General features: G+C 68.8%; 17 protein-coding genes. 6 read left to right on the plus strand and 11 right to left on the minus strand.

Translation table 11 applies throughout. The features are described 5' to 3' along the window. Positions 1-5 precede the first annotated feature (5 nt). Positions 6-776, plus strand: a complete 771-nt coding sequence (gene xth, locus AC07OY_RS26725) for an exodeoxyribonuclease III (RefSeq protein WP_495045638.1) — start codon at positions 6-8, stop codon at positions 774-776. On the opposite strand, the gene AC07OY_RS26730 is transcribed toward xth, so the two are convergent. Continuing rightward, positions 773-2506 carry a T6SS phospholipase effector Tle1-like catalytic domain-containing protein gene (locus AC07OY_RS26730; protein WP_495045639.1) on the minus strand — a complete coding sequence of 578 codons (1734 nt, stop codon included), beginning with the start codon at positions 2504-2506 and terminating at the stop codon, positions 773-775. The two genes, xth and AC07OY_RS26730, sit on opposite strands and share 4 nt — an antisense overlap. Positions 2507-2590: 84 nt before the next feature. Beyond that, the gene (locus AC07OY_RS26735) at positions 2591-2806 is read right to left on the minus strand and encodes a DUF4287 domain-containing protein (protein WP_495045640.1); all 216 of its coding nucleotides are present in this window, start codon (positions 2804-2806) and stop codon (positions 2591-2593) included. Between the two features lie 98 nt (positions 2807-2904). On the opposite strand from AC07OY_RS26735, the gene AC07OY_RS26740 reads away from it, so the two are divergent. Then, positions 2905-3810 (plus strand): SDR family oxidoreductase, encoded by a 906-nt coding sequence (locus AC07OY_RS26740; protein WP_495045641.1) that lies wholly within the window; start codon positions 2905-2907, stop codon positions 3808-3810. 7 nt (positions 3811-3817) lie between these two features. Here AC07OY_RS26740 and AC07OY_RS26745 read toward each other — a convergent pair whose 3' ends face one another. The 3 genes from AC07OY_RS26745 to AC07OY_RS26755 form a co-directional block, all read right to left on the minus strand. Beyond that, on the minus strand, positions 3818-4465 hold the full coding sequence (locus AC07OY_RS26745) for a CatA-like O-acetyltransferase (protein WP_495045642.1): 648 nt from the start codon (positions 4463-4465) through the stop codon (positions 3818-3820). Positions 4466-4572: 107 nt separating this feature from the next. Beyond that, on the minus strand, positions 4573-4887 hold the full coding sequence (locus AC07OY_RS26750; RefSeq protein ID WP_495045643.1) for a hypothetical protein: 315 nt from the start codon (positions 4885-4887) through the stop codon (positions 4573-4575). 239 nt (positions 4888-5126) lie between these two features. Next, positions 5127-5855 carry a helix-turn-helix transcriptional regulator gene (locus AC07OY_RS26755; protein WP_495045644.1) on the minus strand — a complete coding sequence of 243 codons (729 nt, stop codon included), beginning with the start codon at positions 5853-5855 and terminating at the stop codon, positions 5127-5129. A gap of 85 nt (positions 5856-5940) precedes the next feature. On the opposite strand from AC07OY_RS26755, the gene AC07OY_RS26760 reads away from it, so the two are divergent. Then, positions 5941-6357, plus strand: coding sequence for a DUF4902 domain-containing protein (locus tag AC07OY_RS26760; protein WP_495045645.1), 417 nt, complete (start codon positions 5941-5943; stop codon positions 6355-6357). A 68-nt stretch (positions 6358-6425) separates the two neighbouring features. Next, complete coding sequence (locus AC07OY_RS26765; RefSeq protein WP_495045646.1) at positions 6426-6965, plus strand: PaaI family thioesterase; 540 nt, start codon at positions 6426-6428, stop codon at positions 6963-6965. On the opposite strand, the gene AC07OY_RS26770 is transcribed toward AC07OY_RS26765, so the two are convergent. The 3 genes from AC07OY_RS26770 to edd all read right to left on the minus strand — a co-directional run bounded on the left by AC07OY_RS26770 (position 6962) and on the right by edd (position 10206). Then, positions 6962-7507, minus strand: a complete 546-nt coding sequence (locus AC07OY_RS26770) for an MOSC domain-containing protein (protein ID WP_495045647.1) — start codon at positions 7505-7507, stop codon at positions 6962-6964. The two genes, AC07OY_RS26765 and AC07OY_RS26770, sit on opposite strands and share 4 nt — an antisense overlap. Beyond that, positions 7504-8127 carry a bifunctional 4-hydroxy-2-oxoglutarate aldolase/2-dehydro-3-deoxy-phosphogluconate aldolase gene (eda, locus tag AC07OY_RS26775; RefSeq protein ID WP_495045648.1) on the minus strand — a complete coding sequence of 208 codons (624 nt, stop codon included), beginning with the start codon at positions 8125-8127 and terminating at the stop codon, positions 7504-7506. Before eda ends, AC07OY_RS26770 begins: the two co-directional genes overlap by 4 nt. Before the next feature lie 249 nt (positions 8128-8376). Next, complete coding sequence (gene edd, locus AC07OY_RS26780) at positions 8377-10206, minus strand: phosphogluconate dehydratase (RefSeq protein WP_495045649.1); 1830 nt, start codon at positions 10204-10206, stop codon at positions 8377-8379. Positions 10207-10320: 114 nt separating this feature from the next. Here edd and AC07OY_RS26785 point away from each other — a divergent pair, with 114 nt between their 5' ends. Next, positions 10321-10944: a gamma-glutamylcyclotransferase gene (locus tag AC07OY_RS26785; protein ID WP_495045650.1), complete on the plus strand. Its 624-nt coding sequence runs from the start codon at positions 10321-10323 to the stop codon at positions 10942-10944. A gap of 1 nt (position 10945) precedes the next feature. On the opposite strand, the gene AC07OY_RS26790 is transcribed toward AC07OY_RS26785, so the two are convergent. Then, complete coding sequence (locus tag AC07OY_RS26790; protein ID WP_495045651.1) at positions 10946-11554, minus strand: nucleotidyltransferase family protein; 609 nt, start codon at positions 11552-11554, stop codon at positions 10946-10948. 135 nt (positions 11555-11689) lie between these two features. Here AC07OY_RS26790 and pdxH point away from each other — a divergent pair, with 135 nt between their 5' ends. After that, the gene (gene pdxH / locus AC07OY_RS26795; RefSeq protein WP_495045652.1) at positions 11690-12325 is read left to right on the plus strand and encodes a pyridoxamine 5'-phosphate oxidase; all 636 of its coding nucleotides are present in this window, start codon (positions 11690-11692) and stop codon (positions 12323-12325) included. Between the two features lie 8 nt (positions 12326-12333). On the opposite strand, the gene AC07OY_RS26800 is transcribed toward pdxH, so the two are convergent. Both AC07OY_RS26800 and AC07OY_RS26805 read right to left on the minus strand, forming a co-directional pair. Next, complete coding sequence (locus AC07OY_RS26800) at positions 12334-12825, minus strand: DUF3299 domain-containing protein (RefSeq protein WP_495045653.1); 492 nt, start codon at positions 12823-12825, stop codon at positions 12334-12336. A 4-nt stretch (positions 12826-12829) separates the two neighbouring features. Beyond that, positions 12830-13528 (minus strand): helix-turn-helix transcriptional regulator, encoded by a 699-nt coding sequence (locus AC07OY_RS26805; RefSeq protein WP_495045654.1) that lies wholly within the window; start codon positions 13526-13528, stop codon positions 12830-12832. Positions 13529-13602: the final 74 nt, after the last annotated feature.

The following is a 13602-nucleotide window of genomic DNA, read 5'->3' on the forward strand; positions in this document are numbered from 1 at the left end:
GCGGCATGAAGAAATTCGCCACCTGGAACGTCAACTCCCTGTCCATCCGCCTGCCCCAGGTGCTGGACTGGCTGGCCGCCCATCCCGTCGATGCGCTGGTGCTGCAGGAGACCAAGCTCACCGACGACAAATTCCCGACCATGGAAATCGGCGAGGCCGGCTACCAGGTGCAGTGGTTTGGCCAGAAGACCTACAACGGCGTCGCGCTGATCAGCCGCGAGAAGGCCACCGACGTCGTCAAGAACATCACCGGCTTTGCCGACGAGCAGGCCCGCGTCATTGCCGGCACCGTGGGCGGCGTGCGCGTCATCGGCGGCTACTTCCCCAACGGCCAGGCACCGGACAGCGAGAAGTTCACCTACAAGATGAACTGGCTGACCGGCCTGCGCAGCTGGCTGATCGAGGAATTGAAGACGCACGAGAACCTCGTGCTGATGGGTGACTTCAACATCGCTCCCGAGGACCGCGACGTCTACGACCCCATCGCCTGGGCCGGCCAGATCCACTGCACGCCCGAAGAGCGCGAGCATTTCCAGCAGCTCATCAACCTGGGCCTGACCGATGCCTTCCGCCTCTTCGAGCAGCCGCCCAAGAGCTGGAGCTGGTGGGACTACCGCAACCTGGCCTTCCGCAAGAACCAGGGCCTGCGCATCGACCACATCCTCGTCAGCGCGGCGCTGACGGGCCGCGTGACGGCCTGCGAGATCGACAAGCTGCCGCGCAAGAACGAGCGCCCCAGCGACCATGCGCCGGTCATCGTGACCATTGACGGCTAGGTCGTCGCCGGCCGCGGCGTCGCCACCTGGGTGTGGCGGCGCAGCAGCGAGCTCAGGATCAGCAGGGCCACGCCGACGAGGCCCGCCCATTTGACGGCGCTGGCCGCAAAGAGCAGCAGGCGCACGGCAGCGGCCAGCGGCCAGGACGGCATGGGCTCGAGGCCGCTGCCCGCCACGAACAAGGCCGCGAAGGACAGCAGGTCCTCCGCCAGGTCGGCGCCCACGGCGGCGGCCAGGGCCCAGCCGGCGCGGTTCAGCCAGGCCGGCGGCGTCATGCCGACCTGGATGAGGCCGGCATGGCGGGCAAAGGCGCGGCAGAACCACGGCGCCAGCAGCCAGGTCCAGGTGGCAATCAGCGCGAAGTCCAGCGCCACGGCCCAGCCGGGCCGGGCAAAGCCGCGGGCCTGCCCCATCCATTCGCCCATGGAGGCGAGGCTGAGCTGCCAGCGCTGGAAGGCCAGATTGGCGTCGAAGGCCGCCGAGAGCTGGGCCAGCGGCGGCAGCAGGCCTTCCGAGCTGGCATGCATCCAGCCCATCATGGCCATCAGGCCGATGAGCAGCAGCAGGCCAGCCGCCAGCTTGCCCCACGACGCGGCGTTGCCGCGCTCACACCAGGCGGTGCGGGCCGGAAAGGCATGCGCCCATTGCAGCACCGAGGCATGCGCCTCCATCCTGACCGGCATGCAGGCGCCTTCGTCCATCTCGGCATGCGCCGTGTCGCGCACCTTGAGCCCCGTCAGCGCCCACAGCGGCGTGGCACAGGTCTCGCTGTTGATGCGGACGGCGTGGCGTTGCGGCGGATGCGGGTCCAGGGCCGGCATCAGGTCGAAGACCTCGGCCTCGCTGGCGGGCGTTGCATGCGCGGCGTTGGCGGGCAGCTTGAGGCCGCACTGCAAGGCCTCGGCCACCAGCCAGGCGAAGGGCGCGCGGGACAGCTCGCTGTAGGGGTAGACATTGCCGCCGCCGACATCGCAATGCGAGCCGCGGAACCAGAACTGCTTGATGTCGCCCTGCTGGTGGTTGGCGAGCTCGTAGCTGCCGTTGTTCTGCGCATAGGCGCGCGGCATGAACTGGGCGCGCTGCTCGTCCAGGGCCATGGCCTGGCGCACATGGCGGAAATGCTTGCCGTCCAAGGTGGGCCGGGCGGTGATCTTCAGGCCGAAGGGCGGCAGGCCGACGCTGGCGACGGTGTCCCAGACGCCGACGAAATGCACCTCGGGCCAGGGCTGGCCCGCGCCGCCCTGGCCGAACAGCCGCGCCGCCTGCTCGCGGATGGCGGCATGGGCCGGCGAGGGTTTGGAAAAATAGGTGGCGACGAGGCTGGAGACCAGGGTGTCCTGGTGGCTGTCGATGATGCCGAAGGCATTCACCATGCCGGCGATGGAGCGCGCCGTGAAGGCGCCGCGCGAGAAGCCGAAGACGAAGATCTGGTCGCCCGGCCGCCAGTTGGCCATCAGGAAGCGGTAGCCCTCGGCGACGTTGTCATACAGGCCGCGGCCAAAGGCCAGGCCGTTGATGCGATCGCGCGCCCGGCCGACCTTGTCGGCGAAGGTCGTGCCCGGCAGCTGGCCGGGGTTGCCGACGCCAGGGTCGTAATAGACGAGGCGGGAGGGGTCGGGGAAAAGCCTCAGCAGCTCCGCCAGCAGCACCACATGGGTGTCGGCATGGCGGCCGCTGAGGTTGTTGTTGGTGCCATCGCACAGCAGCACCAGTTGGCGCGGGGAGTTCATGGGGAGCCTCGAGCACTGAGCCAGATGACCGGCAGTCTCCCCCCGTCCTGCCTCCCCTTCATCCCAACAAACGCGGAGGCCGCGCTATTTCTTCTTCGCCAGGCACCAGGCCACCAGCGCATTGGCGTGGCCATGGCCCATCGCGTGCTCGGTCTTCAGCAGATTGACCAGCTCCATGTGCTTGAGCGGCCCGGCCTGGTTGATGACCTTCTCCCAGTGCGCGATGGGCTGGCCGTAGTTCTTCTCGATGGACGGGAAGTAGGAGGCCGGGCCCTTGACCTTCTCGGTGCTGCTTGCCATGTCGAATCCTTGCAAAGTGATGGATATGGGGACGACGAACGAGCCGGCCCGTTTTCGACAATCATGCCGCCTTGTCCGCCGCTGAGCAGGAGACTCCCATGAACAAGACATTGACTGGCAAGGTTGCCCTGGTGGCCGGTGCGACGCGCGGCGCCGGCCGCGGCATCGCGGTGGCCCTGGGCGAGGCCGGCGCGACGGTCTATTGCACGGGGCGCAGCGCCGAAGGCCGGCGCTCCGAGATGGACCGGCCCGAGACCATCGAGGAGACGGCAGCCCTGGTCGACGCCGCCGGCGGCCGTGGCATCGCGGTGCGCGTCGACCACCTCGTGCCGGAGGAGGTGCGTGCTCTGGTGGCCCGCATCGAAAGCGACCAGGGCGCCTTGCACCTCCTCGTCAACGACATCTTCGGCGCCACCCGCATCGAGTGGGGCAAGACAGTCTGGGAGTCGGACCTCGAATTCGGCCTGCACAGCCTGCGCCTGGCCATCGACACCCACGCCATCACCAGCCACTGCGCCATTCCGCTGCTGCTGAAGACGCCCGGCGGCCTGGTCATCGAGATCAATGACGGCACCGAGGCCTACAACGGCAGCCGTTACCGCAACTCCTTCTTCTACGACCTCAGCAAGGCCGCGGTGATGCGCATGGGCTTCGCGCTGGGCCATGAGCTGAAGTCGCGCGGGGCGACAGGGCTGTCACTGACGCCGGGCTGGCTGCGCTCGGAGGCCATGCTGGAAGCCTTTGGCGTGCGCGAGGACAACTGGCGCGAGGCCGTCGAGCGCGTGCCGGGCTTTGCGATCGCCGAGAGTCCGGCCTACGTCGGCCGCGCCGTCGTCGCACTGGCCGGCGATCCCGATGTGGCCCGCTGGAGCGGCCAGTCCCTGTCCAGCGGCCAACTGGCCCGCGTCTATGGCTTCACCGATCTCGACGGCAGCCAGCCCGACGCCTGGCGCCACATGCTGGACAGCGAAAAGGGCGAGGTCGACGTGGCCGACTATCGCTAGAACGGGGCTAGATCGCGTCCAGCCTGGCCTGGAAGCTCTCGAAGAAGCGGCCGACATGCACGCCGTCGCACAGGGCGTGGTGCACGTCGATGGCCACCGGCATCAGCAGCCGCCCGCCCTCTTCCCTGAAACGGCCGAAGGCGACCTTGGGCCTGTCGTCACCCACGCCACGGGCATGCGTGAAGGCCGTGAAGGCCAGCCAGGGCAAGGCCGTCATGTGCACCAGGGTCTCCTCGCGCACCTCGCCCGGCTCATCGGCGGCGAACAGGTCGCCGCTGGCCTGGCGCACGCGTTCGACATTGGGCTTGGCCCGCGCCGCGAAAGCCGCCAGCGCGGCCTCGCGCGGCAGGGTGACGAAGCCGAAGCTGCCGTCCTCGCGCAGCACCGTCGTGCTGGCATGGATGACGGCGAACTCGCGCACGCCGCTGCCGTCGGCCTTCATGGTCTGGCGCATGGCATCGATGCCGTTCGCTGCTTCCAGCGCGGCGTGGTGATACGCCAGCCAGGGCGTGGCGCCCTGGGCGGCGGCGCGCTCGCGCAGGCCGGTCACGTCCACCGGCACGGTGACGCTGAAGGCCGGCTGGGCCATGCGGCGGAAATGTTCGAGGGCGGCGCGGCGCGGCCAGGCCTCAAGGGGGATGTCACGGTCTTGCATGTCAGGCTCGGGTCAAGACCTGCATGCTCGCACGCGGCGGGTGCCGTGCAAAAAAGAAGCCCGGGGTTGCCGGGCTCGAAGGAGTTGAACGGGGGGCTTGATGCGCGTCAGTCGCTCGCAGAACCGAGCGGTGTGGGACGCATGCCGAAGTCATGCAGGGCGCGCTGGAGTTCCTCGGCACGCTCCTCGCCCAGGTCGGCCAGCAGACGGCTCTGCGGGGTGCCGCGGATCTGGCCGATCCGGTTGTAGCCCAGCGTCTTGGCGTAGCCCAGGGTGCGGGAACTCAGGGGCAGGCAGTCGAGGGGCGCCTGGTCGGCGAGGCTCAGCAGCCGGGCATAGGTTTCAGCGGAGATGGACAGGCGGCCGTTGCGGTTGGCGGGCATCGAGGATGGGGCCGGGCGCAGCGGCTTCAGGAGGACCATGGATGCGGAGCTCGTCGACTGGAGCTGGTCACCCGGGTACTTCATCGCCGCATGCGCCTCGGTCATCCAGCGGCCCTGTGCTGTCAGCCGCCGAAGCGGGGCAGCCCCAGGATTTCGCAGATCAGGTCGATGATTCTTTCCATGGAGACTCCGAAGGGATACGGTCAAAAATTGCTTGACCGGACTGTCTCCGTTTTCACCCCCCTAGAAACCTAGCAAGTCTGCTAGGTTGTGCGACGTCAGAGCACGCCCGCCGTTACGCATTTGAGGACGGCCTGGTGCTTGGACGTGACCTCCAGCTTGCGCATGGCATTGCCGAGATGGAAGTTCACCGTCTTCTCGCTCATGCCCAGGATGACGCTGACTTCCCAGGCCGTCTTGCCCTGGGCCGTCCAGCTCAGCACGTCCAGTTCGCGCTTGGTCAGCTTGGGCAGGTCGGTGTTGACGAGCTTGGCGCTCAGCAGGCGGTCTGCCGCGGTCAGCGCATGGGCGGCCAGCAGTTGCAACCCTGCAACCATCTGCATCAACTGGATACCAGCTTGCGGCAGCGCCTCCTCGCGATCGACGCCGAGCAGGAAGTGCTTGTCCCCCGGCAGATGCAGCTTGACCGCGATGCCGGTCTTGTAGCCATAGGGCGCCTGCATCTCCCACAGCTCGCCGACGCCCGCGGAGACATAGGTCTGCTGGTCGTAGACCACGGGAACGGGCTGATCCATCAGCCTCTCGATCACCGGATCGCGCAATGCATCGCCGTGATCCTTGGCGGCTTCCGCATGGCCTTCGGGCGTGTTGCCGAAAGTGGTGATGCGAACGTCGGAGTCCTTCAGGACACCCCGCATCAGCATGCCCGAAATGATCGGGAAGCCCATGGCGTCGGCGGTCGCAATCAGGCGACGCTCGAAGCTGGCGAGGTCATCGCTCAAGCCGACGTCGATCAGTTGCTGGTAGTTCATTTCGGGCACGCCCATACCTGCCAAGTCTGCCAGCTTGTTGCGCCTCAACCGTGACCAGAGACTGAGCGCTCGTTCTAAACGCACGACCGAGAGGTGCTTCATGTCAACCCTGATCCGGCTGCCCGAAGGGAGCGTCTGCTGGCCCGTCGCGGCCCTGTCCAGCGCAGCCCAGGACGTGCGCCACGCCCACACCCAGCTGCACAAAACGCGCAGCGGCGAGAGCCGCGTCAGCGGGTCCACGCGGTGGGAGCGCCGCTATGCCGACAGCTGCGCCTGGGTGGAATGGGATTGGGTCGAGATGAATGAAGCCGCCGTCGTGCAGGCCGATCCGCTGAACGTGCGCTCCAACGTGCTGCTGCTGGACGAGCGCGGCCGGCCGCTGCTGTCGTCGCGCCGGCGCGCCACGCTGGCGACCCTGGTCTATCTGCTGCCCTGGCAGGGGCCGGTGCTGGACAAGCTCAGGACCTGCGAACTCCCGCGTCACATCGCCACCCCGGGGGCACGGCTGGCCGCCTGAACCCTGGTGACAGCGCCTGGCAGGGCGCTTGCGCAAAATCGGCGGTTTCATCGCTTGAAACCGCCACCATGAGCTCCCTCCCCGACGACGTCCTTGCCCAATGGCAGGCCGAAGAAGCCGCCGCCCGGGCGCGCCAGCAGCACGAAGCCGGCCTGGCCTCACGGGTCATGCTGGCCGGCAAGACGGGCCTGCAGCAGATGCAGGCCATGATCGAGGGCCAAGCCCCGCGGCCGCCGATCAGCGAGACGCTGGACTTCCTGCTGGTCTCGGTCGAGGACGGCCGCGCCACCTTCCAGGGCCGGCCGCAGTTCAAGCACTACAACCCGCTGGGCAGCGTGCACGGCGGCTGGTTCGCGACGCTGCTGGACTCGGCCCTGGGCTGCTCCGTGCACACCACGCTGCCGATCGGGCGCGGCTACACGACGCTGGAGTTCAAGGTCAACCTCGTGCGGGCCCTGAGCGACAAGGTGCCGCTGGTGCGCGCCATCGGCCATGTGGTGCACCGGGGCCGCCAGGTGACGACGGCCGAGGCCGAACTCGTCGGCCATGACGGCAAGCTCTACGCTCACGCGAGCACGACCTGCCTGCTGTTCGATATCCCGGGCTAGACGCGTTCGAGCTTGATGAAGGGCGGCGCAGGCAGCCGCACCGCGATGGCATCGCCCGGCTTCACGGCGCCGCCGGCCAGCACGATGCTCATGACGCCGGCCTTGCGCACAAGCTCGCCATCGGCATCGCGGCCGACGACGGCCTTCAAGAGGCCCGCCTCGAAGTTCTCGATCTGCGGGCAGGGGTTGCGCAGGCCGGTCACGCGCAGCACGACATCGGCGCCGATGCGCAGTTCGGTGTCGCGCGGCAGGGCCAGCAGGTCGACGCCGCGCGTCGTGAGGTTCTCACCCATCTGGCCCGGCTGCACGCCGAAGCCCTGAGCCGCGAGTTCGTCGAAGAGCTCGCCCGGGATCAGGTGCACCTGGCGCAGATTCGGCTGGGTCGGGTCGACGGCCACGCGCGAGCGGTGCTTGACCGTCACGCCGCAGTGGGCGTCGCCTTCGACGCCCTGCCCTTCGATGAGGCGCAGTTCAGCTTGAGCGAACTTGGAGAAGCTGTGCGTCGCGCTGGACCAGACCTGAGCGACGACAGCGGCCGTCATGCGCGCAGGGCCGCGGCTTCGGAGGCCAGCTTGGTGATGCGGGCCCAGTCCTTGGCGTCGACCGCGTCCTGGGGCGTCAGCCAGGAGCCGCCGCAGACCTTGACGTTGGGCAGCTTCAGGAACTGCGGCGCCGTCTCCAGCGAGATGCCGCCGGTCGGGCAGAAGGCGACGTCCGGGAAGGGGCCGGCCAGCGACTTCAGCAGGGCGACGCCGCCGACGGCGACGGCCGGGAAGAGCTTCAGGAAGCCGAAGCCGGCCGCGTTGGTCTGCATGACCTCGGAGGCCGTCGACACGCCCGGCAGCAGCGGCAGGCCCTCGGCCTTGCAGGCGGCGGCCAGCGCGTCGGTGTAGCCGGGGCTGACGCCGAACTGGCAGCCGGCGTTCTTCGCATTCACCACGTCCTGCGGCGTACGCAGCGTGCCGGCGCCGACGATGGCACCGGGCACCTTGGCCATGGCTTCCATGGCCTGCAGGGCGACGGGAGTGCGCAGCGTCACTTCCAGCACGCGAACGCCGCCGGCCACCAGGGCCTCGGCGAGGGGTACGGCGTCTTCCAGGCGCTGGATGACGATGACGGGGATGACGGGGCCATGGCTGGCCAGGCTCAGGGTGTCGAGCATTTCAGTTCTCCATAAGACCGGGGTATTCGGGCCGAGCGCTGGGCCGCTCCCAAGCCGGCCCACTTGGCGAAGCTTGCGGCTCCATGCCGGAAGCTTCGGCGTCCCCTCGGGGGCTGAGGCCGGACACATGGCGCCCAGTGGGCGGCATGTGCCTGCCGAAGGGCTGCGGCTCATGCCGCAGCGCGGTCTGCAAGACCGACCAGATTGGCGCGCGTTCAGCGCCGCAAGGCTGGGCGAGGGGCCTCACTCTCACAACCAAGTAACTGCGCCTTGCTCGGCGCTCAGGACATTGCGGCGCATGCCGGCGAACAGCTCGCGGCCCAGGCCATGGCCGTTGACGTCGGCTTCGGCGGGGTCCAGGGTCGCGACCTCGCGGGCCGCCCATTCGGCATCGCTGACCAGGGCGGCGAGCACGCCGTTGACGGCACAGACGCGCACCACGTCGCCGTCACGCAGCCTGGCCAGCGGGCCGCCGGCCAGGGCCTCGGGGCTGACGTGGATGGCGGCGGGCACCTTGCCCGAGGCACCGCTCATGCGGCCATCGGTGACCAGGGCGACGCGGAAGCCCTTGCCCTGCAGCACGGCCAGCGGCGGCGTCAGCTTGTGCAGCTCGGGCATGCCGTTGGCATGAGGGCCCTGGAAGCGCACGACGACGACGACATCCTTCTCCAGCTCGCCGTTCTTGAAGGCGGTGAGCATGGCTTCCTGCGTCGTGAAGATGCGGCAGGGAGCTTCGATAGTGTGGCGGTCCTCGGGCACGGCCGAGGACTTGATGACGGCGCGGCCGATGTTGCCGTCCAGCAGCTTGAGGCCGCCGGTGGCGCTGAAAGGCTCGGCGGCAGTGCGCACGACGCCGTCGTCGCCGCTGGCGGCCGGCAGCGCCTCGCGGACGACCTCGCCGCCCTGCCCCACCGCGCGCGGCACGAAACCGTAGGGGCGCAGGCCCTCGCCACCCACGCTGATGACGTCCTCATGCATGAGGCCGGCATCCAGCAGCTCGCGGATGACGAAGCCCGGGCCGCCGGCGGCCTGGAACTGGTTCACATCGGCGCTGCCGTTGGGATAGACGCGGGCCAGCAGCGGCACGACGCCGGACAGGTCGGAGAAGTCCGTCCAGTCGATCAGGATGCCGGCGGAGCGCGCGACGGCGACCCAGTGGATGAGGTGGTTGGTCGAGCCGCCGGTGGCCAGCAGGGCCACCATGGCGTTGACGATGCAGCGCTCGTCGACCACATGGCCGATGGGCTTGGCGGCCTTGCCTTCGATGCGACCGCTGATGTTGAGGGCCGTGGCGACGGCCTCGCGGGTCAGCGCCGCGCGCAGGTCGTCATGCGGGTGCACGAAGGCGCTGCCGGGGGTGTGCAGGCCCATGGCCTCGAGCAGCATCTGGTTGCTGTTGGCCGTGCCGTAGAAGGTGCAGGTGCCGGCGCCGTGATAGGCGGCGGACTCGCTCTTCAGCAGCTCATCGCGGCCGACCTTGCCCTGGGCATAGAGCTCGCGGACCTTGGCCTTGTCGCTGTTGGAGATGCCCGAGCTCATCGGCCCCGCCGGCACGAAGACGCAGGGCAGATGGCCGAAATGCAGGGCGCCGATCAGCAGGCCCGGCACGATCTTGTCGCAGATGCCCAGCAGCAGGGCCGCGTCGAAGACATCGTGGGTGAGGGCCACGGCCGTGCCCATCGCGATGGTGTCGCGCGAGAACAGGCTGAGCTCCATGCCCGGCAAGCCCTGCGTCACGCCGTCGCACATCGCGGGCACACCGCCGGCCACCTGCACGGTGGCGCCCAGGCGGTGCGCCTCGGCGCGGATCTGCTCGGGGTAGCCCTCGTAGGGCTGGTGGGCCGACAGCATGTCGTTGTAGGCCGTGACGACGCCCAGATGGGGCGCCTTCTCGGCCACGATGCGCAGCTTGTCGCTGGATGGAAGGGCCGCGACGGCATGGGCGACGTTGGCGCAGCCCATGCGCTCGAAGCCGCGCTGGCGGCCGCTGAGCCTGGCGATGCGGGCGAGGTAGTCGCCCCGCAGCTTGGCGCTGCGTTCGCGGATGCGGTCTGTAACTTGATCGAGTGTGGCGTGCATTTGGGTCTCCTGCGGCTCTCGTAACCGGCCGTTGGGAATTTAGGTAACCATATTACTTCTCCGCAGCGGGCTGCGGGTTACGACCTGGGTACCGACGTGACAAGATGGAGGGTGATGGTGTCACCGGCAATCAACATTCCCCACGGCCCGGCGCGCAGCGCCCATCTGCTGCAGAGAACCACCGCCGAATGGCGGGCCAGCGGCGACGACCTGCTGCTGTTTGCCTACGGCTCGCTGATCTGGCGCCCGGACTTCGAGTATGCCGAGGCCTTGCAGGCCAAGGTGCTGGGCTTTCACCGCGTGCTGCGCATGCGCTCGCGGGTGAACCGCGGGTCGCCGCAGGAGCCGGGCCTGGTGCTGGCGCTGATCTCGGGCGGCAGCTGCCGCGGCCTGGTCTACCGCATTCCCCGCGCCATCGGCGAGTCCGTGCTGCTGCCGCTGTGGGAGCGTGAGATGCCCAATGGCGTCTACGAGCCGCGCTGGCTGAACTGCGACACGCCGAAAGGCCGGCTGCGGGCGCTGGCCTTCACGCTGTCGCGCCAGAGCCCCAACTGGACCGGCCATCTGCACGAGCCCGAATTGCTGCACATCTTCCAGCACGCCAGCGGCCGCTATGGCACGACGCTGGACTATCTGCTGCGCACCGTTCAGGGTTTGCGCGAGCACGGCATCCGGGACATGGAACTGGAGCGCCAGGCCCATCTGGCCGCCCAGCACGGGCTCTGCGCCCCACTTTGACCTAGCCGCGCAGACGCGCGAGGTCTTCCTCGGTGTCGACGTCCACATGCACGCCGGGGTCGTCGACGGCGATGGGCTGGGCCGCATAGCGGGCCACGATGCGCCGTGCGCCCTCGTCGCCCTGCAGGGCCATCAGCTCGGAATAGAGCTCGGTACCGAAGCCCACCGGATGGCCCTGGATGCCGCGGTACTGGGCATAGCAGACCGGATAGCGCTCCAGGCCTTCGGCCACCGCCATGATGGTGGTGGGCTGCACCAGGGGCATGTCGGCCGGCAGGATGAGCCAGCCGTCGGCGTCGCCCGTCGCGCTGACGCCGGCCACGATGGAATGCCCCATGCCGATGGGCTGGGGCCGGCCCTGGGCATCGCGCTCGGGCAGGGTCACGACATCGCGCGCGGCGATCAGCCTGTGCACGGCCGGCGCCAGGGCGGGGGTCGTCACGACGACGACGGGCAACTGCGTGGCGATCGCGGCGCGCAGGCTGCGCGCCAGCAAGGTGTCTCCGCCGGGCGTGCTGCCCAGGTGCTGCTCAAGCTTGTGGCCCGAGCCGCGAAAGCGTGAGCCGCGTCCTGCGGCCAGCACGACGACGGCGGGGCGTCGTTTGATCATTCGGTTGGCGTCCTTGGAAAACTGCTGCCGCAACGGGGTGCAAAGCCTTTTGCTGCGGTGCCACAAGCATGCCGAGTGACCTTGCTCTTGAAACTGGGAGGTTCACTTAAGGGAAGGTCTGCATACTTCGGCCCCATGAGCAAGCTGAGTGAGTTCCGCAAGAGTTACGAACTGGGAGAGCTGGACGAGGCCCAGGCCGCCGATGGGCCGCTGGCCCTCTTCAACCGCTGGATGGACGAGGCCATCGCCCATGACGTGTCCGAGCCGACGGCGATGACGGTGGCCACCGTGGCCGCCAACCACCGGCCGTCGACCCGCGTCGTGCTGCTCAAGGGCTGCGACGCCCGCGGCATGGTCTGGTTCACCAACTACGAAAGCCGCAAAGGTGAGGAGTTAGCAGGCAACCCTTGGGCGGCCCTGCAGTTTCACTGGGTGGAGATGGAGCGCGTGGTGCGCGTCGAAGGGTGCGTGGAGAAGACCTCGGCCGAGGAATCGGATGACTACTACAAGACCCGGCCGCTGGATTCGCGCCTGGGCGCCTGGGCCTCGCCGCAGAGCCAGGTCATCAGCTCGCGCGCCGTGCTGGTAGCCAATGCGGCCAAGGCGGCGGTGCAGCATGGGCTGAACCCGGACAGGCCGCCGCATTGGGGCGGCTACCGACTGGTGCCGGACCGCTATGAGTTCTGGCAGGGGCGCCGTTCGCGCCTGCATGACCGGCTGGTGTTCATGCGCGATGCCGACCGCTGGGTGCGCGAGCGCCTCGCGCCTTGATCCCTTGATCAGTTGACGGCGTTGCCGTCTTCCACCCGGTAGTACAGGCCGTAGGGATCGTCGTTCAGCACGGCCAGCACGCCTTCGACGACGACAGGCTCCAGCGTGTAGCGCACGGGCTTCTTGGTGCGCACCTCGACCAGGCCTTCCGGGCCGGCCGGCACGCAGAAGGAGCAGGTCGTCGGCACCGACGACAGCAGGAAGTGCTGCTGCTTGTCGCCCGCCTCCAGCGGCATCATGAAGCCCTGCACCTTGACCGTCTTGCGGTCCAGGGCCTGCACGGCGGCCGGGAAGGTCGGCACGATCTTCTTCTTCTCGGCCTTGGCCGTGACCTGGGACAGCAGCTTCCAGGACAGGATGTCGGCGCGTTCCTCCAGCGGCTTGAAGGGGCTGCGCGGGTCGTGATAGCCCGGGCCCTGGCCCATGGAAGGCGCGGTCTGCGCGAAAGCGGCGGTGGCGGCCAGCAGGCTGAGGGCGATGACGGAAGCAGGGAACTTCATGGCGTCATTGTCGCTCCGCCGTGCCGGCCTGCAGCGTGGCAAGGTATTGCCGCAGCAGGGCCGCGCGCCGCGGCCGGAAGCTCTCGCCGAGGTTGTCGACCCGCTGGATGCGCTCCAGCCTGAACATGCGGAAGCCCTGCCTCAGGCAGCACCAGGCGAGCAACACCAGCAGCCTGTCCACGTAGACCAGCCCCAAGGGCCAGACCTTGCGGTCGCTGGCGGCGCCGTCGCGGTCGACATAGGCCATCTGCAGCGCCTCCTCGCGCCAGCAGGCCTCGCGCAGCAATTGCAGGTCGACGGCCGGCGGCGGACGCTCGCTGAAGCGGTGCACCTGCGACACCGCATGCTGGATGTGCTGCTGCCCCACCGACGGCAGCGTGGCCACGACCTTGGCCAGCACCGACGCGGCGGCCCGGGCCAGCGCCGGGTCGCCGATATGGCGCACCTCGGCCAGCCCCAGCACCAGGGCCTCGATCTCCAGCCGCGTGAAGGTCTGCGGCGGCAGGCTGCCGTCCTCGACCAGGCAATAGCCCAGGCCGCGCTCGCCGGCGATCTCGGCGCCGGACATGCGCAGGCTTTCGATGTCGCGGTAGATGGAGCGCACCGACACGCCGGTCTCGGCGGCCAGCTGCTCGGCAGTGACGGGTGCCGGCAGGGTGCGCAGGGCTTGCAGCAGTCGAAACAGGCGTTCAGGTCGCGACATCGGCGGGTCGTCAGCAACTGACGAAAACTGGCAGGAGGGCTGCCTAGAGTAACGCCTGTCCGTTCATCGCCGGG

It is taken from the genome of Roseateles sp. GW821-FHT09H10 (assembly GCF_059415865.1).

Excerpts from the sequence above, each read along its gene's own strand:
- AC07OY_RS26755 (WP_495045644.1), bottom strand. The coding sequence starts at position 5,855 with ATGGGCGTGCCCGAAATGAACTACCAGCAACTGATCGACGTCGGCTTG.
- AC07OY_RS26800 (WP_495045653.1), bottom strand. The coding sequence starts at position 12,825 with ATGAAGTTCCCTGCTTCCGTCATCGCCCTCAGCCTGCTGGCCGCCACC.
- AC07OY_RS26805 (WP_495045654.1), bottom strand. The coding sequence starts at position 13,528 with ATGTCGCGACCTGAACGCCTGTTTCGACTGCTGCAAGCCCTGCGCACC.
- AC07OY_RS26765 (WP_495045646.1), top strand. The coding sequence starts at position 6,426 with ATGAGCTCCCTCCCCGACGACGTCCTTGCCCAATGGCAGGCCGAAGAA.
- AC07OY_RS26760 (WP_495045645.1), top strand. The coding sequence starts at position 5,941 with ATGTCAACCCTGATCCGGCTGCCCGAAGGGAGCGTCTGCTGGCCCGTC.
- AC07OY_RS26790 (WP_495045651.1), bottom strand. The coding sequence starts at position 11,554 with ATGATCAAACGACGCCCCGCCGTCGTCGTGCTGGCCGCAGGACGCGGC.
- xth (WP_495045638.1), top strand. The coding sequence starts at position 6 with ATGAAGAAATTCGCCACCTGGAACGTCAACTCCCTGTCCATCCGCCTG.
- AC07OY_RS26740 (WP_495045641.1), top strand. The coding sequence starts at position 2,905 with ATGAACAAGACATTGACTGGCAAGGTTGCCCTGGTGGCCGGTGCGACG.
- eda (WP_495045648.1), bottom strand. The coding sequence starts at position 8,127 with ATGCTCGACACCCTGAGCCTGGCCAGCCATGGCCCCGTCATCCCCGTC.
- AC07OY_RS26770 (WP_495045647.1), bottom strand. The coding sequence starts at position 7,507 with ATGACGGCCGCTGTCGTCGCTCAGGTCTGGTCCAGCGCGACGCACAGC.
- AC07OY_RS26735 (WP_495045640.1), bottom strand. The coding sequence starts at position 2,806 with ATGGCAAGCAGCACCGAGAAGGTCAAGGGCCCGGCCTCCTACTTCCCG.
- AC07OY_RS26730 (WP_495045639.1), bottom strand. The coding sequence starts at position 2,506 with ATGAACTCCCCGCGCCAACTGGTGCTGCTGTGCGATGGCACCAACAAC.
- AC07OY_RS26785 (WP_495045650.1), top strand. The coding sequence starts at position 10,321 with ATGGTGTCACCGGCAATCAACATTCCCCACGGCCCGGCGCGCAGCGCC.
- edd (WP_495045649.1), bottom strand. The coding sequence starts at position 10,206 with ATGCACGCCACACTCGATCAAGTTACAGACCGCATCCGCGAACGCAGC.
- pdxH (WP_495045652.1), top strand. The coding sequence starts at position 11,690 with ATGAGCAAGCTGAGTGAGTTCCGCAAGAGTTACGAACTGGGAGAGCTG.
- AC07OY_RS26750 (WP_495045643.1), bottom strand. The coding sequence starts at position 4,887 with ATGGTCCTCCTGAAGCCGCTGCGCCCGGCCCCATCCTCGATGCCCGCC.
- AC07OY_RS26745 (WP_495045642.1), bottom strand. The coding sequence starts at position 4,465 with ATGCAAGACCGTGACATCCCCCTTGAGGCCTGGCCGCGCCGCGCCGCC.